Annotated in this window: 25 protein-coding genes; all 25 read left to right on the top strand. The window is 62.0% G+C overall.

The window, feature by feature from the left end; translation table 11 throughout:
• Positions 1–29: 29 nt before the first annotated feature.
• The 25 genes from ACR2R1_RS07505 to ACR2R1_RS07625 all read left to right on the top strand — a co-directional run bounded on the left by ACR2R1_RS07505 (position 30) and on the right by ACR2R1_RS07625 (position 26,459).
• Positions 30–1,625 (top strand): type I restriction-modification system subunit M, encoded by a 1,596-nt coding sequence (locus tag ACR2R1_RS07505; RefSeq protein WP_156879839.1) that lies wholly within the window; start codon positions 30–32, stop codon positions 1,623–1,625.
• Positions 1,622–2,842: a restriction endonuclease subunit S gene (locus ACR2R1_RS07510; RefSeq protein ID WP_156879838.1), complete on the top strand. Its 1,221-nt coding sequence runs from the start codon at positions 1,622–1,624 to the stop codon at positions 2,840–2,842. Before ACR2R1_RS07505 ends, ACR2R1_RS07510 begins: the two co-directional genes overlap by 4 nt.
• Entirely contained in the window at positions 2,839–5,862 is a 3,024-nt protein-coding gene (locus ACR2R1_RS07515; RefSeq protein WP_434113363.1) for a type I restriction endonuclease subunit R, read from the top strand. Before ACR2R1_RS07510 ends, ACR2R1_RS07515 begins: the two co-directional genes overlap by 4 nt.
• Positions 5,863–5,912: 50 nt before the next feature.
• The gene (locus ACR2R1_RS07520; protein ID WP_156879837.1) at positions 5,913–6,743 is read left to right on the top strand and encodes a hypothetical protein; all 831 of its coding nucleotides are present in this window, start codon (positions 5,913–5,915) and stop codon (positions 6,741–6,743) included.
• Positions 6,744–6,922: 179 nt separating this feature from the next.
• Positions 6,923–8,071 carry a Fic family protein gene (locus tag ACR2R1_RS07525; protein ID WP_086133525.1) on the top strand — a complete coding sequence of 383 codons (1,149 nt, stop codon included), beginning with the start codon at positions 6,923–6,925 and terminating at the stop codon, positions 8,069–8,071.
• Positions 8,072–8,545: 474 nt separating this feature from the next.
• Entirely contained in the window at positions 8,546–8,941 is a 396-nt protein-coding gene (locus tag ACR2R1_RS07530; protein ID WP_133717204.1) for a hypothetical protein, read from the top strand.
• Between the two features lie 418 nt (positions 8,942–9,359).
• Positions 9,360–9,545 (top strand): hypothetical protein, encoded by a 186-nt coding sequence (locus tag ACR2R1_RS07535; RefSeq protein ID WP_156879836.1) that lies wholly within the window; start codon positions 9,360–9,362, stop codon positions 9,543–9,545.
• Positions 9,546–9,999: 454 nt separating this feature from the next.
• Entirely contained in the window at positions 10,000–10,821 is an 822-nt protein-coding gene (locus ACR2R1_RS07540) for a 2-oxoacid:acceptor oxidoreductase family protein (protein WP_434113366.1), read from the top strand.
• 68 nt (positions 10,822–10,889) lie between these two features.
• A complete protein-coding gene (locus tag ACR2R1_RS07545; protein ID WP_434113368.1) occupies positions 10,890–11,753 on the top strand; it encodes an ACP S-malonyltransferase in 864 nt (287 codons plus the stop codon).
• A 2-nt stretch (positions 11,754–11,755) separates the two neighbouring features.
• Positions 11,756–13,696, top strand: coding sequence for a thiamine pyrophosphate-dependent enzyme (locus tag ACR2R1_RS07550; protein ID WP_434113370.1), 1,941 nt, complete (start codon positions 11,756–11,758; stop codon positions 13,694–13,696).
• 41 nt (positions 13,697–13,737) lie between these two features.
• Entirely contained in the window at positions 13,738–14,007 is a 270-nt protein-coding gene (locus tag ACR2R1_RS07555; protein ID WP_077730637.1) for an acyl carrier protein, read from the top strand.
• A gap of 41 nt (positions 14,008–14,048) precedes the next feature.
• A complete protein-coding gene (locus tag ACR2R1_RS07560; RefSeq protein ID WP_434113372.1) occupies positions 14,049–15,257 on the top strand; it encodes a beta-ketoacyl-[acyl-carrier-protein] synthase family protein in 1,209 nt (402 codons plus the stop codon).
• Between the two features lie 4 nt (positions 15,258–15,261).
• Complete coding sequence (gene fabG / locus ACR2R1_RS07565; RefSeq protein WP_347258984.1) at positions 15,262–16,005, top strand: 3-oxoacyl-[acyl-carrier-protein] reductase; 744 nt, start codon at positions 15,262–15,264, stop codon at positions 16,003–16,005.
• Positions 15,998–16,735 (top strand): MBL fold metallo-hydrolase, encoded by a 738-nt coding sequence (locus ACR2R1_RS07570; protein ID WP_434113374.1) that lies wholly within the window; start codon positions 15,998–16,000, stop codon positions 16,733–16,735. The genes fabG and ACR2R1_RS07570 overlap by 8 nt, the downstream gene beginning before the upstream one ends.
• Before the next feature lie 14 nt (positions 16,736–16,749).
• Complete coding sequence (locus ACR2R1_RS07575) at positions 16,750–17,937, top strand: beta-ketoacyl-[acyl-carrier-protein] synthase family protein (RefSeq protein ID WP_168183756.1); 1,188 nt, start codon at positions 16,750–16,752, stop codon at positions 17,935–17,937.
• Between the two features lie 11 nt (positions 17,938–17,948).
• Positions 17,949–18,380 (top strand): hypothetical protein, encoded by a 432-nt coding sequence (locus ACR2R1_RS07580; RefSeq protein ID WP_434113377.1) that lies wholly within the window; start codon positions 17,949–17,951, stop codon positions 18,378–18,380.
• A 3-nt stretch (positions 18,381–18,383) separates the two neighbouring features.
• The gene (locus ACR2R1_RS07585; RefSeq protein ID WP_434113379.1) at positions 18,384–18,701 is read left to right on the top strand and encodes a hypothetical protein; all 318 of its coding nucleotides are present in this window, start codon (positions 18,384–18,386) and stop codon (positions 18,699–18,701) included.
• A complete protein-coding gene (locus ACR2R1_RS07590) occupies positions 18,698–20,230 on the top strand; it encodes an FAD-dependent oxidoreductase (RefSeq protein ID WP_434113381.1) in 1,533 nt (510 codons plus the stop codon). The genes ACR2R1_RS07585 and ACR2R1_RS07590 overlap by 4 nt, the downstream gene beginning before the upstream one ends.
• Positions 20,231–20,279: 49 nt before the next feature.
• A complete protein-coding gene (locus tag ACR2R1_RS07595) occupies positions 20,280–20,879 on the top strand; it encodes a tetratricopeptide repeat protein (protein ID WP_434113383.1) in 600 nt (199 codons plus the stop codon).
• Between the two features lie 31 nt (positions 20,880–20,910).
• A complete protein-coding gene (locus tag ACR2R1_RS07600; RefSeq protein ID WP_077730645.1) occupies positions 20,911–21,720 on the top strand; it encodes an SDR family NAD(P)-dependent oxidoreductase in 810 nt (269 codons plus the stop codon).
• On the top strand, positions 21,714–22,385 hold the full coding sequence (locus ACR2R1_RS07605) for an SDR family NAD(P)-dependent oxidoreductase (RefSeq protein WP_086133514.1): 672 nt from the start codon (positions 21,714–21,716) through the stop codon (positions 22,383–22,385). The genes ACR2R1_RS07600 and ACR2R1_RS07605 overlap by 7 nt, the downstream gene beginning before the upstream one ends.
• Positions 22,386–22,444: 59 nt before the next feature.
• The gene (locus tag ACR2R1_RS07610; protein WP_086133513.1) at positions 22,445–23,161 is read left to right on the top strand and encodes an ABC transporter ATP-binding protein; all 717 of its coding nucleotides are present in this window, start codon (positions 22,445–22,447) and stop codon (positions 23,159–23,161) included.
• Positions 23,152–24,378, top strand: coding sequence for an FtsX-like permease family protein (locus ACR2R1_RS07615; RefSeq protein WP_156879829.1), 1,227 nt, complete (start codon positions 23,152–23,154; stop codon positions 24,376–24,378). Before ACR2R1_RS07610 ends, ACR2R1_RS07615 begins: the two co-directional genes overlap by 10 nt.
• Positions 24,379–24,405: 27 nt before the next feature.
• Positions 24,406–25,182 (top strand): outer membrane lipoprotein-sorting protein, encoded by a 777-nt coding sequence (locus tag ACR2R1_RS07620; protein WP_434113387.1) that lies wholly within the window; start codon positions 24,406–24,408, stop codon positions 25,180–25,182.
• Positions 25,179–26,459 carry a hypothetical protein gene (locus ACR2R1_RS07625; protein WP_434113389.1) on the top strand — a complete coding sequence of 427 codons (1,281 nt, stop codon included), beginning with the start codon at positions 25,179–25,181 and terminating at the stop codon, positions 26,457–26,459. The genes ACR2R1_RS07620 and ACR2R1_RS07625 overlap by 4 nt, the downstream gene beginning before the upstream one ends.
• The last annotated feature ends 8 nt before the right edge of the window (positions 26,460–26,467 follow it).

Consider the following 26,467-nt stretch of genomic DNA (forward strand, 5'->3'; position numbering starts at 1 on the left):
AGCACGCAATCGACTGGCAGAAGGCCCGAATGACGAACAACACCAAAGAAACCGAACGCGCCGAGCTGCACAAGACCATCTGGCGCATCGCCAACGACCTGCGCGGCAGCGTGGACGGCTGGGACTTCAAGAGCTACGTGCTCGGCATGCTGTTCTACCGTTTCATCTCCGAGAACCTCACCGGCTACCTCAACGAGCAGGAGCGCCGCGCCGGCAACAAGGATTTCGACTACGCCACCTTGAGCGACCAGGACGCCGAATTCGGCCGCGCCGAGACGGTGAAGGAAAAGGGCTTCTACATTCTGCCCTCGGAGCTGTTCGCCAACGTGCGCGCCCGCGCCCGTCTTGATGCCAACCTCAACGAGACCCTCTCGCGCATCTTTGTCGACATCGAGGCCTCCGCCAAGGGCTCGGACAGCGAGGACGACTTCAAGGGCCTGTTCGACGACCTGGACGTCAACTCCAGCAAACTCGGCCCCACGGTGGCCAAGCGCAACGAAAAGCTGGTCAAGCTGCTGGATGCCATCGGCGACTTGCCCCTTGGCAGCGCCAGCAACAACGGCAGCGGCCGTTTCTCCCACCACAGCATCGACCTGTTCGGCGACGCCTACGAATACCTGATGCAGATGTATGCCTCCACTGCCGGCAAGTCCGGCGGCGAGTTCTACACGCCGCAGGAGGTCAGCGAACTGCTGGCCCGCCTCACCGTGGTGGGCAAAACGGAAGTCAACAAGGTTTACGACCCGGCCTGCGGCTCCGGTTCGCTGCTGCTGAAATTCGCCAAGGTGCTGGGGCCGGACAAAGTACGTCAGGGCTTCTACGGCCAGGAGGTGAACCTCACCACCTACAACCTGTGCCGCATCAACATGTTCCTGCACGACATCAACTACGAAAAGTTCGACATCGCCCACGGCGACACGCTCACCGACCCGCACCACTGGGACGACGAGCCCTTCGAGGCCATCGTCTCCAATCCGCCCTATTCGATTCGGTGGGACGGCGACGCCAACCCGCTGCTGATCAACGACCCGCGCTTCGCCCCAGCCGGCGTGCTGGCGCCCAAGAGCAAAGCCGATCTGGCCTTCACCCTGCATATCCTGAGCTGGCTGGCGGTGAACGGCACCGCCGCCATCGTCGAATTCCCCGGCGTGCTCTATCGCGGCGGCGCGGAAGCCAAGATCCGCCAGTACCTGATCGACAACAACTACGTGGACGCGGTGATCCAGTTGCCGCCGGACCTGTTCTTCGGCACCACCATCGCCACCTGCATCATCGTGCTGAAGAAATCCAAGCACGACAACGCCACCCTGTTCATCGACGCATCAAGCGAATTCACCCGCAGCGGCAACAAGAACAAGCTCACCGCCACCCACCAGCAGAAGATCCTCGATGCCTTCACCCGGCGCGAGAACATCGACCACTTCGCGCGCCTGGTGGAGAACAGCGCCATCGCCGAGAACGGCTACAACGTCGCCGTCTCCAGTTATGTGGAACAGCAGGACACCCGCGAGGCGGTGGACATCAAGGCACTCAATGCCGACATCGCCCGCATCGTCGCGCGGCAGGCGGAACTGCGCACGGCCATCGATGCCATCGTGGCCGATCTGGAAGGAGAGCGGGCATGAGTCGGATTGATGGGCTGATTGCCAGGCTGTGCCCGGAGGGCGTGGAGTTCAAGGCTCTTGCGAATATTGCTACGTACTCGGACACCCGTATAGATGCCAGTAAGCTTGATGAAACGACATTCGTGGGCGTCGATAATCTGCTGCCCAATATGGCGGGCAAGACTAACGCCACCTATACGGCCAACACAGCACGTCTTACAGCCTATGAAATTGGCGACATTCTTTTGGGGAACATTCGGCCATATCTGAAGAAGATATGGCTTGCAAGCAATAGTGGCGGGTGTAGTGGCGATGTGCTTGCCATTCGTATCGCCGAAACGCATCGCCCCGGGCTCATGCCTGAGTTCCTTTATCGCCTGCTCGCGTCTGAGGATTTCTTCGCCTACAACATGCAGCATGCCAAAGGCGCAAAGATGCCGCGTGGCAGCAAGGACGCCATCCTGAGGTACCGCATTCCCATCCCACCCCTCGAAATCCAGCGAGAGATCGTAAAAGTGCTGGACACCTTCACCCAGCTGGAGGCGGAGCTGGAGGCGGAGCTGGAGGCGGAGCTGGAGGCGCGTCAGCGGCAGTACCAGTACTACCGCGACGCGCTTCTCGATTTCAGCCAGGTAAGCGGAGTGCCACGGCTACCAATGGGCGAGATCGGCGAATTCATTCGTGGACGCCGGTTCACGAAGGACGACGTTGCGGATGACGGCATCCCGAGCATCCACTACGGCGAGATCTACACACACTACGGGGTGGCCGCCACTTCCGCCGTATCACATGTCCGTGCCGATATGGCGCAGCAACTACGCTATGCGCAGACGAACGACGTGGTGATCGCCGCAGTCGGCGAAACGGTCGAGGATGTAGCCAAGGCCGTCGCTTGGCTTGGCGACGAAGACGTTGCGATACACGACGACTGCTTTCTCTTCAGGCACTCGATGAACCCGAAGTTTGTGTCTTACTGCCTTCAGACTGAAGACTTCCATGCACAAAAGAACAAGTATGTCGCCCGCGCCAAAGTGAAACGCCTGTCCGGCGAGAGTCTTGCGAAGATCGCGATCCCTGCGCCACAGATCGAAGACCAGGAACGTATCGTCGCCATCCTCGACCAGTTCGATGCGCTGGTGAACGACATTTCCAGCGGCTTGCCTGCCGAAATCAAAGCGCGCCGGCAGCAGTACGAGCATTACCGCGACCGCCTGCTGAGCTTCAAGGAGGCCGCGTGAGCGAAGACCTCAAACCCCATCGGTATGAGCCGATTGCGCTCTCCAGCGAGAGCACGGTGGTGGCCGAGTTCGTGCCCGAGCCGGGCGTGCGCGAGCCGGGCTACCAGAGCGAGGCGGCGCTGGAGCGCGACTTTATCGCCCAGTTGCAGAAACAGGCCTACGACTACCTGCCTTTGACTTCGGAAGCCGCGCTGATCGCCAACCTGCGCGCGCAGCTGGAAGCCCTGAACAAGATCGCGTTTTCCGATGCCGAGTGGCAGCGCTTTTTCAGCACCTGCATTGCGGGCGACAATGACGGCATCGTCGAGAAAACCGCGCGCATCCAGGAAGACCATGTGCAGTTGCTCAAGCGCGACGACGGCAGCACCAAGAACATCTACCTGATCGACAAGCAGAACATCCACAACAACCGCCTGCAGGTAATCAACCAATACGAGGCCGAAGGCGCACGCGCCACCCGTTTCGATGTGACCATTCTGGTCAACGGCCTGCCCATGGTACATGTGGAGCTCAAGCGCCGGGGCGTGGACATCCGCGAGGCCTTCAACCAGATCAACCGCTACCAGCGCGACAGCTTCTGGGCCGGCAGTGGCCTGTTCGAGTATGTGCAGTTGTTCGTGATCAGCAACGGCACCCTGACCAAGTACTACAGCAACACCGTGCGCGACGGCCACCTGGCCGAGCAGCGCAGCAAACGCAGCAGGAGCAAGACTTCCAACAGCTTCGCCTTCACCAGCTGGTGGGCCGATGCCAAGAACCGGCCCATCACCGAGCTGGACGGCTTCACCCGAACCTTTTTCGCCAAGCACTCGCTGCTGAACATTCTCACCCGCTACTGCGTGTTCGATGTGGACCGCAAGCTGCTGGTGATGCGGCCCTACCAGATCGTCGCCGCCGAGCAGATCCTGCAGCGCATTGCCACCAGCACCAACCACCGGCAGCTGGGCAGCCTGGCGGCAGGCGGCTATATCTGGCACACCACCGGCAGCGGCAAGACGTTGACCAGCTTCAAGGCGGCGCAACTGGCGCGCGGCCTGCCGAATATCGACAAGGTGCTGTTCGTGGTGGACCGCAAGGATCTGGATTACCAGACCATGCGCGAATACGAGCGCTTCGAGAAGGGGGCGGCCAACTCCAATACCTCGACGGCGGTGCTGCAAAAGCAGCTGGAAGACCCGAACGCCCGCATCATCATTACCACCATCCAGAAGCTGTCCCGCCTCGTGGCCAACAACAAGAAGCATCCGGTCTATGACCAGCATGTGGTGGTGATTTTCGACGAGTGCCACCGCAGCCAGTTCGGCGACATGCACGCCGAGATTACCCGGGTGTTCAAGCGCTATCACCTGTTCGGTTTCACCGGCACGCCGATCTTTGCGGAAAACGCCGGCAGCGGCGGCAACCCGCTGCGCCGCACCACCGCGCAGGCCTTTGGCGACAAGCTGCACACCTACACCATTGTCGATGCCATCAACGACAAGAACGTGTTGCCGTTTCGCATCGATTACATCAACACCATCAAGACCTCCGATCACATCAAGGACAAGCAGGTGCCCGCCATCGACACCGAGCGGGCACTGCTGGCGCCGGAGCGCATCGGCCAGATTGTCGGTTATATCCGTGAGCACTTCGACCAGAAGACCAAGCGCGCCGCCTCTTACAAGATGCACGGCAAGCGGCTGGCCGGGTTCAATTCGCTGTTCGCCACCGCAAGCATCGACGCCGCCCGGCGCTACTACAGCGAGTTCAAGGCCCAGCAGGCGGATTTGCCGGCGGCGCAACAGTTGAAGGTGGGCCTGATCTACAGCTTCGCCGCCAACGAAGACGATCCCGATGGTCTGCTGGGCGAAGAGGAATTCGAAACCGAGGGGCTGGATAAGAGCGCGCGCGATTTTCTCGATGCCGCGATCCAGGACTACAACGCCCTGTTCTCGACCTCCTTCGACACCTCGGCCGACAAGTTCCAGAACTACTACAAGGATCTGTCGCAGCGCCTGAAGACCCGAGAGCTGGATCTGGTGATCGTGGTCAACATGTTCCTGACCGGCTTCGACGCCACCACGCTGAATACCCTGTGGGTGGACAAGAACCTGAAGGCCCACGGCCTGATCCAGGCCTATTCACGCACCAACCGCATCCTCAACTCGGTCAAGACCTACGGCAACATCGTCTCCTTCCGCAATCTGGAGGACGCCACCAACGATGCCCTGGCCCTGTTCGGCAACAAGGACGCCAAGGGCATCGTGCTGCTGAAGCCCTACGCCGAGTATTACGCCGAATACCAGGGCAAGATTGCGGAGTTGCAGACACTGTTCCCGCTGGGCACCGCGATCACCGGCGAAGCGGCGCAGAAGGCCTTCATCAAGCTGTTCGGCGCCATCCTGCGACTGAAGAACATCCTCACCGCCTTCGATGATTTCGCCGGCAATGAAATCCTCAGCCAGCGCGATTTGCAGGATTACCAGAGCCTCTACCTGAACCTTTACGCCGAATTCCGCGCCGTGTCGGAGGCGGAGAAGGAAAGCATCAACGACGACGTGGTGTTCGAGATAGAGCTGATCAAGCAGGTCGAGATCAACGTCGATTACATCCTGATGCTGGTGGAGCAGTACCTGAAGAAAAAAGGCACGGGCGAGGACAAGGAAATCCGCGCCGATATCGAGCGCGCCGTGAATGCCAGCCCGAGTTTGCGCAACAAGAAGGACCTCATCGAGCAATTCGTGGATGCCGTGTCCACCAAGGGCAAAGTGGATGCCCAGTGGCAGGCCTTTGTGGCGGCCAAAAAGGCCGAGGAACTGGAGCGCATTATCCAGGACGAGAACCTGAACGCCGAGGAAGCCCGTGCCTTCATCGACAACGCCTTCCGCGACGGTGCCATCCCCACCGCCGGCACCGCCATCACCAAGATACTGCCGCCGGTTTCACGCTTCTCGAAGGATAACGGCCACGGGCGCAAGAAGCAGACGGTGCTGGACAAGCTGGCCGCATTCTTCGAGCGCTATTTTGGGCTGGTGTGCTGATTGCTTGTGACTCTGGGTTCATCGGCATGCAAGCAACTGGAGGCGGCCTGATGCAGTTCAGCCCAACGTGGTACCTCTTGGAACAGGAGGGACTGCTGGCCCAGGCCTGCGTCTGCAATGGCCTGACGGCCCTGCGTCGCGCCAATCTGGGGGACAAGAAGGGGCTGTTCTATTCGGCGTTCTTCGAACTGTCGATCGGCTTCGAGCGGGTGCTGAAGCTGGTCTTGATCCTCGACCATATGGCGCGCAATCAGCTGGTTCCTCCCGACAGCAAGACAGTCGAGGATTACGGGCACAAGCTTCGCGCCCTCTTCGACGCCGCAAAGGCCGTTTGCGCCGCGCGCAACGTGACTGCACTGGATGGATTTCAGGCCGATTCGTTGCCCATCGTGATTCTGGGCTTCCTGGACGATTTCGCACACCCTGGCGGGCGCTATTCCAACATCAACAAGTTGACTGGCCACAGGCATCAGACAATGGTCGACCCCATCGCGCGATGGGGCGAGATTGCGAGCCAGATCATGCAAACGCAGGCCACGACGCGAGAACGCGAACGCGCGCAGATGAACGGACGGATAGCGAGCATTGCGTTTGGAAATGTCGCAGCCAGCCTGATGAGCGATCTCAACCAGCAACGAATGGATGTTGCGCCACTGCACGTCCGAGCCTCGGAACTGGACACTGCCGCCAAGTACGCCATCTACGCACTGATTACCCTGATCGCCGCGTTGCGCGATGTGCTCGACTCGCTTTGTGACAGCGCGTGGGCGGTCAATCGCACCGCTCAATCCGGCGCGGCAGAGGTGCCAGACATGAAAGAGTTCTTCCAGTTTGCCTGGGCAGACAGGCAGTACGTGATGCGGAAGCGGCAGTGGCCATGACCGGTCGCGACAAGTAGCCGATTCTTGGAGCAGTACCGCCCGGCAACCGTCAAGGCATCCTTGACAGTTCGGGTGGGTAAGTCGGCGGCAGGCTCTCTGATCAAAGGGTGCTTTAATGCTGGCGCTTCGTATTAAAGAATGCTTTAATACAGAAAGCTCGCATTAAAGATGTCTTCACCATGAATCGGACTACGGGCACTTACGCCATCTCGACGACGCTGGGCGAATCGGTTCGGGCCTTCGTCCCGCATCCCCTGCCGCCCGCCGCGCCTGCGCTAGCGCCTGAGGCGTATGCCGACCTGAACCATCAGGCAGAGCTGGCGCTCGCCCGTCTGTCCGGGGTGTCGGGGCTCGTGCCATCAGTTGACTGGCTGCTGTACAGCGCGATCCGCAAGGAGGCCCTGCTCACCTCGCAAATCGAAGGTACCCAGGCCACATTGACCGACCTGTTCGACGAGGAAGCGGGATTCGCCGTCAGCAACACGGACGATGTCGAGGAAGTCACCAACTATCTGCGTGCCTTTCGACTGGTGCAGGACAACCTGCGCGATCCCAACCGGCTGCCCATCAGCGTGCGCCTCCTGTGTGAGGCCCACCGTGTCCTGCTGGACGGGGTGCGAGGTGCCGGCAAGCAGCCCGGTGAACTGCGGCGTTCCCAGAACTGGATCGGCGGCACTCGGCCGGGCAACGCGGCTTTCGTGCCGCCACCGGCCGACCGGGTGGCAGGTCTGCTGGGCGATCTGGAGCAATTCATTCACGGCGAGGCTGGCACGCTCCCGCCTCTGGTGAGGATTGCGCTAGCACATGCCCAGTTCGAAACCATCCACCCCTTCCTCGACGGCAATGGCCGTATCGGACGCCTCCTAATTGCAGCGCTGCTCGAACACTGGCGCCTGTTGCCCGAGCCACTGATGTACCTGAGCGGCTACCTGAAGCAACATCAGGCCGAGTATTACCGGCGCCTGTCGATCATCCGCACCGAGGGCGACTGGGAGTCCTGGGTCGCGTTCTTCCTCGAAGGCGTGGCAACAGCCGCCAGTGACGCCGAGCGCAGCATCATCGCAATCGCTAGCCTGATCGCGGCGGATCGGCGCCGCCTACTCGAAGCACCCAAGGGTGGGCCCGCCAGCTACCGGCTGTTCGAAATGCTGCCGATGATGCCGCGCTTCACCATCGAGCGGGTGCGGAAAAGCTTGGACACCAGCTTTCCGACTGCCACTGCGGCCGTCAAGGTGCTGGAAGACCTGGGCATCGTGACGGAAATGACCGGCCAGAAGACGAATCGGAGCTACAGCTACCAGCCCTACATCGAGCTGCTGTCGCGGTGATTACGCGGGAATTCGCATCAGTTTGCACCGGTTCGAAATGGCTGACCGAGGAACCATTCCTGCGGTCAACCATCCACCACCATATGACACGAAGCCAAGAAGCGGTCAGGCTTTCGTAATTTGACTCGCGGTCCATAGTCAAAGCACACGCGTCATTTCGTCCAACACTTCCTCATTGACGCTTCGCGCGTATTCGATGTCCCATTCGGATCGCTCCATCGGCCATTTTGCAAAGGTCGACTCGTAGGGCATAGAACTTGAAGCTCTGCGGATCTTGCAGGGTGCCGGCCAGATGCTTTTGTCCGTGATTCATTAGATTAACTTCGCTGTAATCTTACCGATATACGGACCGGCTCAACGATGCTATTTAGATAGCTTTGTTAAGGGTTGCCGCGTTTGGCTAATTGAATTCACCCGAGTTTAACCAAAGCAACCCTTTATAGGACCCATCGTTAGTGAGCAAAGGAGATTGCCATGAACGTTCGTCTTACATTTGCTGCGCTTGCTGCTCTCATCGGCTTCTGCGGAACCGCACAGGCAGAAATCTTCGCCGGAGGTCCGGCCTATGGTGGTCCCGGCTCTGTAGGCGGGAATATCAGTTGCCGAATCTTCAATTACGGCTTGTCCCCGGTGACAATCACGCAACGCCAGATATTCACGAACACTAACGAGACCGTCGCTCCCTCTAGCGACACTTGTGACGCCGAACTTCAACCTGCCACGTATTGCGCTTTTGTCGCGCCGATCCAGGGCAACCTGGCCTATTCCTGCTGGCTCACTGCCACAGGGACCGATACCAGGCTCAGCGGCGTCGCCGAGATTCAAGCCTCGGACTTTTCCGTTTTGAATGCTGTTCCCATACAGAAGTAAGCTGTCGAAGACGCAGTGCCGGCGGAAAGTCTGCTGACAAATTGCGGTGTCAACCCATTCTTGTTTCCGTCCGGCACTGGACTACCTGTTCGCCGCGTTTTGACTCGCACAGCCGTATCAAGCCGCCATGGCGCGGCGACTCGATACGCCGCGATCGCTTGCCTTCCCTTCTGTATTGCTCGTTTTTCGTGGCGCTATCGTATTTTCATGAAGCGATTCCGCGCCTCTGCCGCACTTCGTTTCGCCATGTCGGATTCAGCAAGAGAGTCCGGGCACCTCAGAAGCTCTTTTTTGTTTTTTTAGAGCATTTTCATACCGACTGTACCGGCATTCGCGCGTAGGTCGGGAATCCCTTCCCAATCGCAAACGGGCCTTTAATCGGCCCCTTCCAATCGCAAACGGCGTCTTCGGGAAGGGCGTGGCCGGCGCTCCCGGCCAGGCCGTTTGCGATTGGAGCGCCGAAGCCGCCCTTCCCGACGCCACGTCCTGGCCGAACGTCTTCGTCGGCAAAGGATTGCCGACCTACGAATGCTTGAATTCATTCACCCGAGCCGAAGGCGCCAACGACTTCCGCCAAGCCGGTTTTGCCGTACGAGCGCGATGAAAACGCTCTAAGTACATTCAGGGAAGTCTTGCGGCATAGGCAACCTGCCGGACAACCCCGCCAATCAAGCCAATCTGTCGAGATTCCGCAAATATTTGCGGAATGTACTTAGCGCACGAGGCACTCGCCTGGAACCGGCAAAACGTCCAACGGTGTCTGTCTGTACATATCGGTCCTCAACGCCGTTCGCCGACCGGTCTTGATCAACCTGCGTAGGCTCATCGGCATTGCCTTTGGAAAAGCCCTACAGGCGGCCGTGGCGCAACAACGCTTGCTATCGCGTGAATATGTCACATTTAATTAACATCTCAGCCTATAGACTCTTGCGCCTAAGAACTCCTCAACAAGAACACACGGACGGAGAGACAACTCTCCAGCCGCTCCTTGGAGCGTTTACCCGATGTGAAGTTGTGAGGAACGAAAACGAACTTCAATATGAAGAGGAGCATGCGAAATGAGCATAGCGAGGCGTCCATCCGCCGTGCGTCTTCGGAATGACTGGAACAAGTTCATCCAGTGGGAAGACTGTGGCCAGTCGGCATCGGACCCCGAGAACACGGCAGAAGCGTACCGCTTCCATCCCGGCGAACTGCCAGAGGATCTTCGCATCCTCATGGTAGGTATCGGCGGACAAGGTGTGGCCAACCTGACCCGGCGACTGCGCGACCTGATCGCCGACCGGTACTGCCATGTGTGTACGGCGGAGCAGCGCGGTGTGGCGCAACGCCGCGCAAGCACCGCCGCCACGCTGATCGCTGGTCGTTCGGTGTGCGCGCCGTCCCTGGCCGTATCGGACGTAGACATCCTGATCGGCCTGGAACCCCTTGAGGCGCTTCGGTATCGCGACCGGCTGCGGCCCGGCTCCTGGTGCCTTCTTTCCGATGTACGCATCGAAACCATCTGTGGCGGGCTCCAGCAGTACGCCTACGCCGACACGCAGGAAATCCTGCGCGAACTGGAAGGGCGAGGCGCTCACTGCGTGCTGATTCCCCTGGCGCAATGGCATCTATCCGAGCGCATGGAAGCGGTTTATGCATCCAGCGCCATGCTCGGATTCTTCTGCGCCGCCTTCGACCTCGACATCCAACGCGCCAAGACGCTCGCCTTCGGTGCTTTGGCGCCACGTACCGCGCACAAGAACATCCGGGCGATGGAATGGGGTTTCCTGCGGTTCTACAGCGAAGCATCCAATAAGCCTCTCTCCAATCGTCAAAAATCATCCGACTGCGTCCACCCCGAATATGGCGAAGCGGAACTCGCCGAAGCCAACGTTTAATCAGAACCGAGAATCGACCGATGCCTTGTTGTTACATGTTTCCAGGTTTGGGGGCGGATTACCCCGGCATGATCGAGAAATTCCGGATTCACCATCCGTGGTCGGAAGAGCTCCTGGCCGCTTGGAGCGAGCTGGTCGGCTGCGATCTCGGTACCGAGCACGGAGCTAGCGATCGGGAGCGCGAAAACCTGCACCAGCTGCGGATACACGCTCTCAACCTCCTGTGGTGGCGCGTCGTACGGCAATCCAGCCCCGACGCGAACTATGGCTGTTGCGGCCATAGCCTGGGTTTTTACGCCGCAGCGGTGGCTGCCTGTTCATTGACCGAAGAAATGTCGTTCGGTTGGCTTCAGGCGATGTTCAGCGTCGCTTGGGACGAATTCGCGGAGAACACCGGAAAAATCTCGGTCATCACCACCAACACCCCCATCGGGGCCCATAGTCTCGCCCACCGTTTCTCCGTGGAAGTGCTCGCGATCAACAGCGCTTACCAAATCGTGGTGTACGGGAGCGAACAAGACATCGAGCAGCTGTGCCGCACTCTTGAGGGGACATTGATTCGCCGGGACGACATCGATGCCCGTATCCCCTTCCACTCGATCCGCATGTGGCGCGTCGCCGAAATAGTCGCCGCGCGGGCTGCCGAACTGGGCTTGACCGTCGCTGCGCCGGTACATGCCTTGTGGTCGCATATCACCGGCGAGCGGCTGCTGTCCGCCGATCAAGTTTTCGCCACGCTTACGCGCCAGCCATGCCAAACCGTGTTGTGGCAACAACTGGTTCGAAATCTCCGTTCGGAGCACTACCGCGAATTTGTGGAAGTCGGTCCCAGCCGGGTATTGAGCCAGATAGCCCGATGGAACGCCCCGGATACCCCGGTGCGGCACGTCGACCATCTGCGCAAGACGAAGCGATCCGAAGCGAGGGCTTGAACATGGCATTTCTCAACGGTTGCGAGGCGGTTGCGCGCGGCGCATGGGAAGCGGGTGCCGCGTTCGTGGGTTCGTATCCCGGCTCGCCGGTCACCGGGGTCGTGGAAGGCCTCCTGCGCTTTCCCGAAATCAAGACCCAATGGATGGCCAACGAGAAGGTCGCCCTGGAGGCGGCCATCGGCGCCGCCCATGCCGGGCAGCGCGCCTTGGCGGTGATGAAGCACGTGGGCTTGAACGTGGCGGCCGATCCGTTCTTCAACGTCGCCTACACCGGCACCCGCGGCGGACTGGTCATCGTCGTCGGCGACGATCCGGGCGCCAAGGCCTCGCAGAACGAGCAGGACACCAGGCAGCTTGCCCAGGCGGCGCACGTCCCCGTGCTCGAACCTTCCGATATCGACGAGGCGCTGATCTTTCCGCGACTCGCTTTCGAAATCAGCGAGCAGTTCGACGTCCCCGTCGTGGTGAGGGTTACGACCCCGATCTGCTACGGCACATCCAGAACGGTGATGGGAGCGAGACGCCAAGTTCTCCCGAATCTGGGCTTCGCCGCCCCGATAGAGAAGTACCTGTTGCTGCCGGCATTCGTCCCGGCCCGGCACAAGGATCTGGTGCGGAGAATCGACCGCTTGGCCAACGGACACTGGAGCCGGTGGTTCATGCAAACCCTGATGCCGGCCGAACGCCTGGAAAAATATCCCTACGGCATCGTGGTGACGGGTTTCCCCTATCATGCCGTCCGCGAACTGTTCGAGGGGCGGGCGCCGATCTTGAAGGTCGGCATGAGCTACCCCTTGAATGAAGACGCGATCCTCGAGTTCGCCGCGCGTTGCGAGCGCATTCTGGTGGTCGAGGAATCGAGCCGATTCCTGGAGCAGAGTATCCGCGCCCTGGGCGTCAACGTCGCCGCGCGTCCTCATTTCGACGGGGTCGGCGAGTTCTCCCCCAAACATCTCGAGAGTCCGGATATCCCGGAAATCGCAGAACGCCTGCTGGAACGGAGCGGCCACAAACGAAAGGTCATCCCGATCCGGCACCAGGCTACGGTGCCGGACAGCCGCTCCGGGCTTTCGTTGCCGCCCCGCCCCCCGGGTTTTTGCGCCGGCTGCTCTCATCGCGGGATCTTCTACACGCTGGGCAAGCGCGATCTCTATGTGGTCGGCGACATCGGTTGCTATACCTTGGGTGCGCTGGAACCCCATGGCGCGCTGCACGCGAATCTGTGCATGGGCGCGAGCCTCGGCATCCTACAGGGCTACCTTGCCGCCATGGGTCCGGAGGCGGCGCGCTCCTGCATCGCCGTAATCGGCGATTCGACCTTCTTTCATTCCGGCATCCCGTCCCTACTGACCGCCGTGACGGCGGAGATACCGGGAACCATCCTGATCCTGGACAACGCCGGAACGGCCATGACCGGCTTCCAGCTCACCAATCGGCCGCTCAAGCGGGACGATTGGGAACGCCTGTTACATGCACTGGGCGTGCCTGAATTCGCCGTCGTCGATGCCTTGGACGTGGATCAGCTGGAATCCACCCTGGATGCCTTCCTGGCGTCCGACCGCCTGTCCGTCATGGTGGTCAAAGGCGACTGCGTGCAGGGATTGCCGCGGAAAGGGCCGACCAATTACCGGTACACGATCAAAACCGATCTTTGCACCCAGTGCGGGGAATGCCTGAAGGTCGATTGCCCGGCCATCGTGCCGTCCTGGGACCGACAAACCCCTCGGCTGGACTCAGTGGCCATTTCGACCGAATGCATCGGCTGCGGATTGTGTTCGCAGTCGTGTCCCGAGCACGCCATCATCCCGAGAACCCTGTCCTTCAAGTCTTCCGTTCTGACGCGGATGATCGCGCCGGTGCCGTGGCATCGGGTGATCAGAAGGCTCCGCGCGATTCCGCCGATTCGAAAGCTGTTGAACGCGTTCGAAAAAGAGACCCATTGACTGTCTTCTAATACTCTTAACCCCAAACGAGGAAAAAAGCCATGCAAAACGAGCAAATCAAGACCGAACTGAAAAACATCTTCGCTGACCGCCTGAACATGGATATCGCCGCGATCAATGCGGGCGACGATGACGGATTGTTCGATCCGGAAGGATGGAACATCGACTCCATCGACGTGATCGACATCGTGCTCGGCGTGGAACAGACCTTCGGCGTGAAGCTGAAACAGGACGAGGAGGTGCAAGCCCACTTCCGTACCCTCAACACTCTGGCCGACCACATCGGTCAGCTGATCGCGGCAAAAGCCTGAGCTCGCCACAAGCTACCGGTTAAGTCCGCAGGGGAGTATCCATGAAACGCATCGCTATCACGGGCATAGGGATAGTCAGCCCGATCGGCAATAACGCCAGCCAGTTCGAAGCCTCGCTCCGGCTCGGCCGCTCGGGGGTGAAGGAGAACCGCTGGCACGACACCGAGGGCTTCGCCTCGAATCAGCTCGGCAAGATCGAGGGATTCGAGGTCCCGGCGGGTATCGGAAGCCGCGCCAGAAAGCACTATTCGTCGGTCGATCTGTATGCCCTGGCCGCCGCCCAGGAGGCCTTGGATTCGGCGCGCCTCCCGACCAATTCGGTAGTTCGCGCCGGAACGGGCGTGGTTCTCGGGAGCGGCGGCGCGGTCGCCGACACGGAAGCCTACGTGACCCGCGCCATCCGGCATGAACCGAGGCGCCCGTCCCGGTTGCTCACCACCAATCCGGACAACGCCGGCAATGTGGTGGCCGCCTATTTCGGTTTCCAGGGACCGCGCAGCAGCATTATGACGGCCTGCTCGTCCGGGGCCACCGCCTTGGGCTACGCCGCCGATTTCATCCGCGAGGGCTATGCCGACGTAATGCTCGCCGGCGGAGTCGAGGCGGCCTCCTACGTGACCCTGTCCGGTTTCAACGCGCTCGGCGCCTTGAGTCCGACGCTGAGTCGGCCGTTCGATCTGAACCGGGACGGCATCGTCCTCGGCGAGGCGGCGGCGGTACTGGTATTGGAGGACATGGATTACGCCTTGCGGCGCAAGGCGCCGATCCTTGCCGAGTTCGTTTCCTACGGCCTGACCTCGGACGCCAACCACATCACCGCCCCCCATCCCGAAGGGGACGGCATGGCCCGCGCGATGGACATGGCGCTCCGGAAAGGGAGCGTACAGCCGGAACAGATACGCTACATCAATGCTCACGGCACCGGCACGCAGCTCAACGACAAGTCGGAAACCGCCGCGGTCAAGCGCGTCTTCGGCGAAAAACCCGACGGGCTTTGCATGAGTACGATCAAGCCGATGATCGGCCACACGCTGTCGGCGGCGGGCGCCATTGAAGCCGCCGCGACGGTGCAGAGCCTGCAAGGCCAGTTCGCCCCGCCGACGCTCAACTATCAGACGCCGGACCCCGAATGCGATCTCGACTACGTGCCGAATCGGGCCCGCAATCACGCGATGGAATACGCCATGTCGAATTCCCTGGCCTTCGGCGGCAATAACACCTCTTTGATTTTCAGACGCTATGAAGGGTGAAATCATGGGATTCGAAGACAAGGTCGCGCTGGTGACCGGCGCCTCGCGCGGCATCGGCCGCGCCATCGCCAAAGCGCTCGCGGAGGCGGGCTGCAAAGTGGCCGTGAATTACGCCAGCAACCGCGACAAGGCGGAAGAACTCTGCCGGGAAATCCACGAGGCCGGCGGAACCGCCCGCGCCTATCCGGCGAACGTGGCGACGGCCGCCGAGGTGGAGTCCATGGTCGAGGCGGTGACCGGCGATCTCGGGCCGATCGAGATCCTGGTCAACAATGCCGGCATACTCCGCGACAGCTTTCTCGCCATGATGTCGGAGGCGGCCTTCGACGACGTGGTCGACACCAATCTGAAAGGCACCTTTCTGGTGTCCCGCGCCGTCGTCAAGGACATGATGCGGCGGCGCTTCGGGCGTATCGTCAACGTGGTGTCGATCAGCGGCCTGATCGGAACGCCGGGGCAGGCCAACTATGCCGCCTCCAAGGGCGGTGTCATCGCCATGACCCGCTCGCTCTCCAAGGAACTGGCCCGCTACGGCATCAGCGTCAATGCGCTGGCGCCCGGATTCGTGGACACCGACATGCTGGCCGGCATGAATCCGAAACAGCTCGAGCCGCTGATCAAGTCGGTTCCCATGGGCCGCGCCGGAACCCCGGAGGAAGTCGCCCGTGTCGCTTGCTTCCTGGCGTCGCCCGAAAACAGCTACATGACCGGCCAGGTGATCGTCGTGGACGGAGGTCTCAGTGTCTGAGAACGCGCGGGTCTACCGCTTGAACCGCCCCACCCGGTTGACGCTTCGCGCCAGTGCGACCCTGGTCGTCGACGGGCCGCGGCGCTTCCTGGTGGACGACGGCGACTTCGCCACGGCGGCGGAACTCGACGCGGTCTTGCGCGGCGTGGTCGGCTTCGGTCTGGACGGCATCACCGACGCCTATTTCACGCACCTGCATTTCGACCATTACAAAGCGTCGGCCCCCGAGTGCCGGAGATGGCGGATTCATGTCCCCCGACAGGAATATCGATTCGTGTGCGAATTGATGCGCTACCGGGAAGACCGCGCAGCTTACAAGGCCTTCCTCAAGGAGAGCCATGAGCTCATCGCGCCGGTGTTTCTGCGCGAATTCCTGCGTCTCGCCACGGATTCGCGCTACGACTTCGAATCGTCCGACCGTGCATGCGAATTCCATCTCTGCGACCCCGGCGAGCAGCTCTCGCCGCACGTCGCCACGGTGGACCTGGCCGGTCATTGCCCCGGCCAGATGGGCCTCTGGGTGGACACCGAACAGGGCGCCTGCATGATCGCCGGCGATGCGGTGCTGTCCTTGGACGACTTTCTCGCCACGGGCATCGACCATCATCTGATCGTCCACGATCGGGAACGGCTCCTGGCCTCCCGCCGCCGTGTCGCCGAGGCCGACTTCGTCGTGCCCGGCCACGGCGAATGGTTCGATCCCCGGCGCGGCAACCTAACACCTTTTTAACGGAGTTATTCGTCATGACTGATCAGATCGTCATTACCGGCATCGGTATCGTGAGTCCCTTGGGCTCCGACGTCGATACAGCCGTCCGGGCTACGGCCGAGCGGAAGACCGGACTCGCGGAGACCGACCGCTTCGGGCCCGAACGCCGCCTCGGCGCCGTTCAGGGATTCGATGTCGCCGATTACCTGAACCCGAAGAAGGCGCGGCGGATGGACCCGATCAATTGCTACACCATCGCGGCCGGCAGCCAGGCACTGGCTAACGCGGAGCTGCCGTCGGACCTGCGCCGGGACTGCGGCCTCCTGGTGGGAACCGGTTTTTCCGGCCTCAACAGCGTCGTGGAGCATCAGAAGAAGTTCCTGCGCGACGGCATCAAGACCCTGAGCCCCGCCCATTTCCCGACCACGGTGTACAACGCCAGCGCCGGCCTCGCCGCGATCGAGCTCGGCGTGGCCGGTCCCAACTCCACCGTCACCGGCGTCGACGTCAGCGGCGAATACGCGCTCCTGTACGCGTCCATGATGCTCCGCCAGGGACTCGCCGAACGCATCCTGGTGGTGGGCGCCGACGAGCTCAGCCCGGCGCTGGTGGAAGCCTTCCACGATTTGGGCCTGGCCGGCGACAAGGATTCCTACCCGTTCGCCCGCCGCCGTTCCGGCTTCGCCCTGGGCGAGGGCGCGGCAGCCCTGCTGTTGGAGACCGAACGAGCCGCGCTGGAGCGCGGGGCGAAGATTCTCGGAACCATCGAAGGCATCGGCCTGCGATCGTCGGCCAAGGACGCGTTCCGCCACGATTCCGATGGGGCCGTCGCGGCGATCGATCAGGCGCTGACTCGAGCCGGGTGCGAACTCGCCGATATGGACTGGGTATCCAGCCCCGCCAACGGCGGCAAAAACCTGGATCGCTCGGACGCGGAGGTCTGGCGGCAGGCGCTCGGCGACTCCTCGGCGAGAGTTTCGGCGATCAAGGCTTATACCGGCGAATTCGCCGCCTCCGGCGTCCTGCGCCTGGCTTTGGGCATCGCTTGCGCCCAGCGCGGAGTCGTCCCGGCGATGAACGAGGGCGTGGACTACGACGAAGGCATTGCCTCCCTTCTCAATTACAGCACGGCACGGGAGCGGGTATCCCGCTTCCTGCACCACGGATCGGGCGTCGGCGGCAGCCACGTCTCCGTGGTCGTCGGCTGCGACTGCGCGGCATAGGACCCAGAGCCATGCGACTCGAACGTTCCGACATCGAATCCCTCCTGCCTCACCGTCACCCCATCCTGATGCCGAACTACATCGACATCGAGACACCGGGCGCGGCCGGGACCGGTCACGTCACCTTGGCCGAGGACCGGATCCTATGGAACGACTGGACCGGGCGCGATCTCGCCGACGAACTGGTGCTGGAAAGCGCCGCGCAGATCATGGGCGTGGTGCTCGCCACCGGCGCGGATCGCCCTGAATCGCGCGAGGACGCCCGCCATTTGCTCCTCGGATTCGAGCAAGTGGAGTTCAATGCACCCGCCGATCCGGAACGGGACATCCGTATCGAAGTCCGCATCGAAGCCCGCTTCGGCGGGCTGTGCCGGGGCGGCTTCCGGGCACTTCAGGGCGACGCCGTCGTCGCCGCCGGCAGGCTCACGGTCACGGGAGCTTGAGCCATGACTACGAAATCCTATGTCGTCTCCGGCGAACAACCGGTATTCACGGGCCACTTTCCCGGCAATCCCATACTGCCGGGCGTGTTGCTGCTCGCCTTCGCCCGCAAGGCTCTGACCGAGACCTACGGCCGTCCTTGCCGCATACGCCGCATCGTGCGGCAAAAGTTTCCCGCACCGGTGCTGCCGTCCCAGACCGTTCAGGTGGAATGCGTGCCTACCGGAAGCGATCGCCTGCCGACTGAAGTCGCCTGCCGCTTCGTCAATCAGGACGGCGTCCTGGTCGCCAAAGCGGACCTTGTGGTCGAGTTTTCGTCATGAACCGTCGTTCCGCATTGAAAGCACTGGCCGTCCTCGGGGGACTCGGATTGGGTGCCGGGGCGACCTTCCGCGTCGACGCCAAAGGCCGGCCGAACCTCGTCAGGCTTCCGAACGCCTTCGACGAAGTCGACCACTTCGGGGTCACGCATCAGGTTCGGGACGGCGTTTCCTTCAAGGTCCCCGAGCCTTCTCTGCGCAAGGATATCGTCATCGTGGGCGGCGGCATTTCGGGGCTGACCGCACTGTATCGGCTCGGCGAGTATGATTGCCTGCTGGTCGAAAAGGAGGACGCTCTCGGCGGCAACTCGCGGCGCCGGCAAAGCGGCGGCATTCATTACCCCTTGGGAGCGCTGGTCAGCCAGGGCCCGGTGGCCCCCTTCATTGATTTCTTCCGGGAACTGGACGTGCCGTTCGAGCCCGTTCTGGGTCCCAGACTGGCCTACCATGTCCGCGGCCGCCTGGTCGAAGACCCCTTGGCGGAAGAAGGCTGGCGCCACCTGCCCTTCTCGAAGCGGGAGCGCGAGGGGTTCCGCCGCGTGCGCGACGATCTGGCGGCGCTACGTCACCCCATTGACGGGATATTCTTTCCGCGCGCCGACAATCGGGCGGACATCCGCCAGCTCGACCGCGTCACGCTGAGCCGGTATCTCGCGGACAAAGACTACCCGGAGGCCGTGAACCATTTCCTGAAACTGATGCTGAGCTCCCGTCTCGGCGAAACCGGCGAGGACGTCTCCGCCTGGATCGCCCTCTACCTGCTTTCGAATCTCCCGGCGCCCGCCTATACCCTGCCCGGCGGACATGGAGCCATCTCCGATATCCTGCGCGAGCGCTGCGAAGCGATCCGTCCGAACGCCTTGATGACCGGATTCACCGCGATCAGGGTCGAGAACCGTCGGGACGGCAAGGTTTGGGTGACGGGATGCACGGACGACGGTTCGCTGCAAACCATCGAGGCCCGTTGCGCCGTGATGGCCGTCCCCAAGGTGTTCGCAAAGCACGCCGTGGTGGGTTTGCGCGAGGAGCGGCCGGACGTTTACGACCGGTTTCGCTACAACGCCTACCTGGTCGCCCAGGTGGAACTGTCGAGACGGGTCGCCCCCGCCTTCGAGACCGCGAGCGCCTCGAGGTTCAGCCGTTTCATCGTCGCCGCCGACTGGCTTCGCAGCAATCGCGATCCGAAAGGATCGAGCCATTTGACCGTGTACGTCCCGTATCCCGGCAGCGCGGGCCGCATCGAACTGTTCGGCGGCTCGGCCAAGCAGCTCGCGGCGCGCATCGTCGGCGATCTCAATGCCATCCTGCCCCGAAGCCGCGGCGCCATCGAGACGGTTCGGCTCCACCGCTGGGGACACCCGATGGTCGGGTGTACGCCCGGCATGGACGAAGTCCTGAATGCCGCCAAGCAGCCGTTCGGCAACGTCGTCTTCGCGCACAGCGACTCGTTCGGCATCGCGGGACTTTATTCCGCCGTATGGACGGGCATGGAGGCCAGCAGCGATGCCCGAATCGTCTTGGAAGAAATCTAGCCGGTTTCTATCGCCGTATCCCGTTCAACCATCCAGAAGAGAGTGAACCATGATGTCAATGAAACGACTGCTTTCCGTACTTGTGCTCGCATCCATCAGCGCCCACGGCTTCGCGGCCGACGTAATCTACCTCAAGGGCGCCGAGGCCAAAGACGCGCTGGCGAAATATGAAACCGCCCTGCGCCAAAACCCGGACGATTTCGAGGCATTGAAATCCGCGGGCATCATCCTGCATCAGATCAGCCGCACCGCACCCGACAAGCAGCGGGTCGAGACTGCGGAGCAGTATCTGAAGAAGGCTCAGAAGCTGCACCCGGAGGATCAGGAGGTGGCCGGCTGGCTGGGCAGCGTGATCACCATGAAAGCCCTGTTCGAAACCGATCCGGGCAAGCAGACCTTTTTCGTCAAATCCGGTACGCGCCTGCTCGACAAGGCCGCGCAGAAGGATCCCGACAATCTGGTCGTGCGCCTGACCCGCGCCTACAACAGCATGGAGCTGCCGGTCTTCCTGAAGCGGACCTCGTTCGCCGTGGTCGACTTCAAACATTATCTCGCGCTGTGCGAATCCCGTGAGTGCCCGGCGGAGCACCTGGCGGACGCCCGCGGCAAGCTCGCCGAGGCGGAGAAAATCCTCGCCGAAAACCGCTAAAGCTTACGCATCGGAAGGACATCGACTCATCATGCCGAATACAGACACCAATCGAGCGACGGGCGGCTCCGTCACCGCATCGGGCCCGGCATCGCTCGCCGGGCGCCGCGTGCTGATCGCCGGCGCCAGCGGCGCCATCGGTGCCGCGATCGCCGCAGCCGTCGCCGACGCGGGCGCGCGGGTCTGCCTGCATTACCATCGGAGCAGCGGCCCCGCCGAGCGCTTGGCCGAGCGTATCAACGCGGAGCGGGGACAGTCCCGCGCCTTTCCGGCGCAGGCCGACCTGACCGACCGCGAAGCGGCGGAAAACCTGTTCGATCGCGCGTTCGATCGGCTGGGCGGCGTGGACGTCCTGATCAATTGCATCGGCACGGCGCGCGACGATTCGATCATGATGCTGACCGAACGCGATGCGGACCTCATGCTGCGGGGCAACCTGGCGCCGGTCGTCTACCTGTGCGAGGCAATGCGGCGCAGATGCGCCGCCGGAGATTACGGCCGCATCATCAACATCACCTCGATCACCGGCCTGGTGGGACAACCCATGCGTTCGCTGTACGGGGCGGCGAAAGGCGCGGTCATCGCCTACACCAAGGGACTGGCGCGGGAAATCGCCGGCCGCGGCTGGACCGCCAACTGCATCGCGCCGCAGGTCCTCGACGGCGGCATCGCCGATGTCATGAAACCCCAGGTGCGCGCCGCGATCATGGGCAGCACGCCGATCAAGCGCAGCTGCACCCCTAATGATCTGGTCGGTGCCGCCCTGTTCCTTGCCTCGGCCGAAGCCGGCTTCATCACCGGAACGGTCTTGAACGTCACGGGGGGGCTGGTCACATGGTAAGCCATCCCCGTATCTGGCTCCTGGGGCGCGAAACCTACGCCGGCGCACTCGCGGACATGCTGGCCGCGCAAGGCGCCACGGTCCACCACTCCGAGGAATCGGACGCGACGAATGCCGAATCGGCTACGGAACGTCTGGAACGATCGGCCGAAGCGGCTCACGCGGCGCTCGGCGGAATCGATGCGCTGGTCTTTCTCGACCGCATGCGCCAAGCCTCGGCCGAGCCCGATCCCGATCGCGTGTTGACGGAAGCGATAACTGCGAGCCAGCGGCTGTTCCTCGCGGTACGCGCGCTCGCGCCGAGAATGGCCAAAGACGGCGTCGAAGGCAACGTGATCGTGATCTGCGACGACGCCGCCAGCAGCGGGCGCGAAGGCTTCCTGGCCGGGTCCGCCGCGGGCGGCGCGCTGATCGGCATGAGCAAATGCCTGGCCAAGGAACTCGGCCGCTACCGGATCGCCGTCAACGTCATTTGCCATGGCTTCATCGAGGGCATCGACACCGGCGCCCGGCTCACGGCCCACGAACAAATGTTGTTCAAGGTCATGGGGCTTGCCAGACAGGGCAGTCCGGGTCATCTCGCCGCCAATATCCTGCATCTCGCTCGCGGCGGCCATTGGATGACCGGGCAAGTGCTGCGGGTGGATGACGGTTTGATCATCTAGACACGGGAATGCCGCGAGTTTCAAAGACCACGAGCGAATCACACGAGAACGAAAAACCTATGGGCTTCATTCAAATAAGCGAATTGCACAAGACCTACTGGCTCGGCGAGAGCCAGGTGCATGCGCTCCGCGGCGTTTCCCTCGCCGTGAACGAAGGCGAGCGCTTGTTCCTGGGCGGCCCCTCGGGCAGCGGAAAATCGACGCTGCTCCACATCATCGGCTGTCTCGACCGCTTCGATCAGGGACGTATCGTCGTCGCGGGACGCGATGTCGCCTCCGCCGACGATCGGGCGCTAGCCGACTTCCGCGCGCGCTACATCGGCTTCGTTTTTCAGAATTTCAATCTGCTGCCGGTGCTGACGGTATTCGAGAACGTGGAATATCCCTTGCTCCTGAACGGCGAGAAAAGCGCCAAGAAACGCCGCAGCCGGGTCGAAGGCATGCTCGAGGCCGTGGGGCTGCTCGGACACGCCAAACACTATCCGAACGAGCTTTCCGGCGGGCAGCGACAGCGGGTCGCCATCGCCCGCGCGCTGGTCCATCATCCGCGCCTTCTCATCGCGGACGAGCCGACGGCCAATCTGGATTCCACTACCGGCGAAGCGATCATACAGCTCATGCTGGACCTCTCTCGCGAGCAGGGCTCGACGGTGATCATCTGCACCCATAACCGGGAACTTCTGGAAAATGCCGAACGCTGCATCCTGCTGCGGGACGGCAAGATCGAGAACGACGCGACGGCGGGAACTCAGGGGAGGACGGCGGCATGTTTCTGATCAAGGTTGCCTGGCGCAACATTCTCCGCCACAAGCGTCGTTCGCTGTTCGCCCTACTGACGATTCTCTCGGGCGTCACCGGCATCATCCTGTTCGGCGGTTTCGTCGAGGCCAATTATATTGGCCTTCGGGAATCCGTGATTCGCAGCCAGTACGGGCATCTCCAAATCCACCGCGCGGGCTACGAAGCGAACCATAGGCAAGACCCCGACCGCTACCGCATGCCGCTGGAGCAGGCCGAACGGGTCAAGGCGCTCCTGGAGAGCAACCCCCACGTACAAATGACTTCGCGCAGGCTCGAGTTTACCGCGCTCCTGGGTAACGAAAAGAATAGCCAGGCGTCCATCGTGCGCGGCGTCGACCCGGAGACGGAAACGCTGATCAACTCGGCGCTGACGATCATCGACGGCACCGATCTGGATGAGGAGGAACCCGAGGGCGTATTGCTCGGGGAAGGTCTGGCTCAGGCGCTCAACGTCAAGGTCGGCGACCAGCTCTCGCTGCTCGCGTCCACCGTCAACGGAGTGATGAATGCGGTCGACGTGACGGTCCAGGGCATCTTCCAAAGCTTCGCCAAGGAATACGACGATGCCGCCATGATGATGACGCTCCCGCACGCGCAGCAACTTCTCAATACCCAGTCGGTCGACACCGTCGTGGCGCTATTGGACGAGACCATGGCCTTGGACGCGGTGGTGGCGGACGTGGCCGACCGCAGCCGGGCGCAAGACCTCGGCATCGAATGGATCGAATGGCATAAGCTGGCCACCTTCTACCAGAAGGTGGTCGATCTATACGACGGCTTTTTCCTGTTCATCAATCTGGTGATTTATGTGGTCGTGGTGTTCGGCGTGGCCAACACGATGATCGTCACGGTCATGGAGCGCACCGCCGAGATCGGCACGCTGCGCGCCATGGGCACCCATCGCGGCGGCATCGTCCGGCAGTTCCTGACCGAAGGCCTGATGCTGGCCGTCCTCGGCGCCGTACTCGGCGTCCTCGCAGGTATCGCCCTGACCTATTCGCTGAATGCCCTCGAGATCATGATGCCGCCGCCTCCCGGATCATCCAAGGGCTATCCGCTCCGCATCGCGTACGTTCCCTGGATCTGGGCCGGTTCGGTCGGCGCGGTCGCCCTGATCGCCCTGTTCGCCACCCTGGTGCCGGCCATGCAGGCGGCTCGGAAATCCATCGTCGATGCTCTGAGATACGTTTGATCACTACCCATTCGTGAGGAAACACCCATGAAATCCGTTTTATCCTTCGTAACCGGCGCTCTGCTGCTGGCCTTGTCCGCTTCCGTGGCGGCCGAAGACATGCCGACGGGCGAAACTCCGTCGGCGGTCGAATTGCTTCGGAAAGCCGACGAATACCGCAATTTCAAAGGCAAATCGTTTGCTTTCGAACTCAAGCTGCGCAGCATCGAGCCCGACGAGGCCGAAAAGATCTTTCTGCTCAAGGCCGAGATCCTGAATGCCCACACCTCGCTGATCATCTACGCCGATCCCGTCAGCGAGCGGGGCAAGGCGCTCCTGATGGATCAGAGCAACCTCTGGTTCCACTCGCCCTTGAGCAGCAAGCCCATCCGTATCACGCCACAGCAGCGGCTGCTGGGCGAAGCCTCCAACGGCGACGTCGCCAGTACCGATTTTTCCGGCGACTACGATCCGACCTACCTGAGGCGCGAAACCGTGGACGGCATCCACTGCCACGTCCTCGAACTGAAGGCCAAGCCCGACAGTCTCGCGACCTACGACAAACTGCACCTCTGGATACAGGAGAAGAACTTCATGCCCTACCAGGCGGAGTTTTTCGCGGCTACCGGAAAGCTGCTCAAAACGGCGCGCTATACGCGCTATGAGAAGCTTCCCGACTTGGGCGGCAAGGAGCAATTGGTCACCATCGAGATCCAGAACCCCTTGAGCGCGGGCAAGAAGACCATCATGGAATATTCGCAGTTCAAGGTCACCGAACTCCCGGTTTCCCGGTTCACCGTGTCGGCGCTCAGCAGGCTGAGATGAAATCGACCCGCCACGGCGCAATCGCTCTCATGCTGACGGCAGCCTCCTTCAGCCCCTCGGCCCCGGCCTTCGACCTGGGCGGTGTGGGTGTTCGCGGACAGGCCGAGGCCGCGTGGCAGTATGCGCCGCCCCGCGACGACACGCCCTTCAATCCGGACGGGCGGATTCTGGATTTCCCGGCGCACACGGGCATCCTGGGGCTGCGCCTGTCGCCCATTTACGGCTCTGGCCCCTTCACGCTACGGGGCGATTTCTGGGGACAGGAACGGATACGCAGCACGGATGGGGATGCGGACTTCTACACGCAGGCGGCGGCGCTCGACTGGAACGTTTCCGACAACGTGGTGCTCAGCGGGGGCGTCGACATTTTCAAGTGGGGTCCCGGCTACATCTGGAACCCCAGCAATCCGTTCCAGGACCAGGAGCTGAATTTCGAAGACCGGGTTTTCTCGTACAAGCGGAACGGCGAGGTCTACGCCAGCCTCGACTGGACCGGGGAGGACGGCTGGGGCGCCAGCGCCTACACGCTCAACCATAAGTCTCGGGAAAAAGTCTACGGACCGGATAACCGCTACGAGTGGGCCTACGCCCTGCGCCTGCGCAAGCAGTTCACCAGCAGCGACGCGGCGCTCACCTATGCCCGTATCGGAGACATGAATTTCGTGGGTGGATCTTATTCGGCCGCGATCGGCGACAAGCTCGAACTGCACGGCGAAGTCAGCGTGCGCGACCGCCGCCGGACGGCGCTGCCGCGACGCATCGACCTGCCCGGCGGAACCGAGAGTTTTTATGTATTCGACCGCGACGACCGACGCGAATGGCGGCCGCAATTCCTACTGGGCGGACAGTACACGACCGAAAGCCTGGTCAACGTTATCGTGGAATATCTGTACAACGGCGAAGGCTATAGCGAAGGGGAGTTCGACCGGTTGGAAGACGCCGCCGGATCGAGCACGCCGCTGCTCGACTCCCCCCTGGGACCTGCGGCCGGCGGATTCCTGGGCACGGCGAACACGCTGCTCGGCCGCATGCAGCGCCACTATCTGTTCGCCCGCATCTCCGACAGCCATTTGATCGGCGACCTGGACGCCCGCGCCTTCCTCCGTTACGGAATCGAGGATCAGGGCGTGTTGCTCGGCGGATTATTGCGTTACCCGATACTCGACCGGGCGGCCATTCTCATGGGCGGCCAATACTACGGCGGCGCATCCGGATCGGAAACCCAAGATATCCCCTTCGGTTTCGTCGTGTATTCCGGGTTCGCCCTTTACCTTTGATTTCGATA

The sequence above is a fragment of the Methylocaldum sp. GT1TLB genome (assembly GCF_051027445.1).
Lineage (GTDB): Bacteria > Pseudomonadota > Gammaproteobacteria > Methylococcales > Methylococcaceae > Methylocaldum.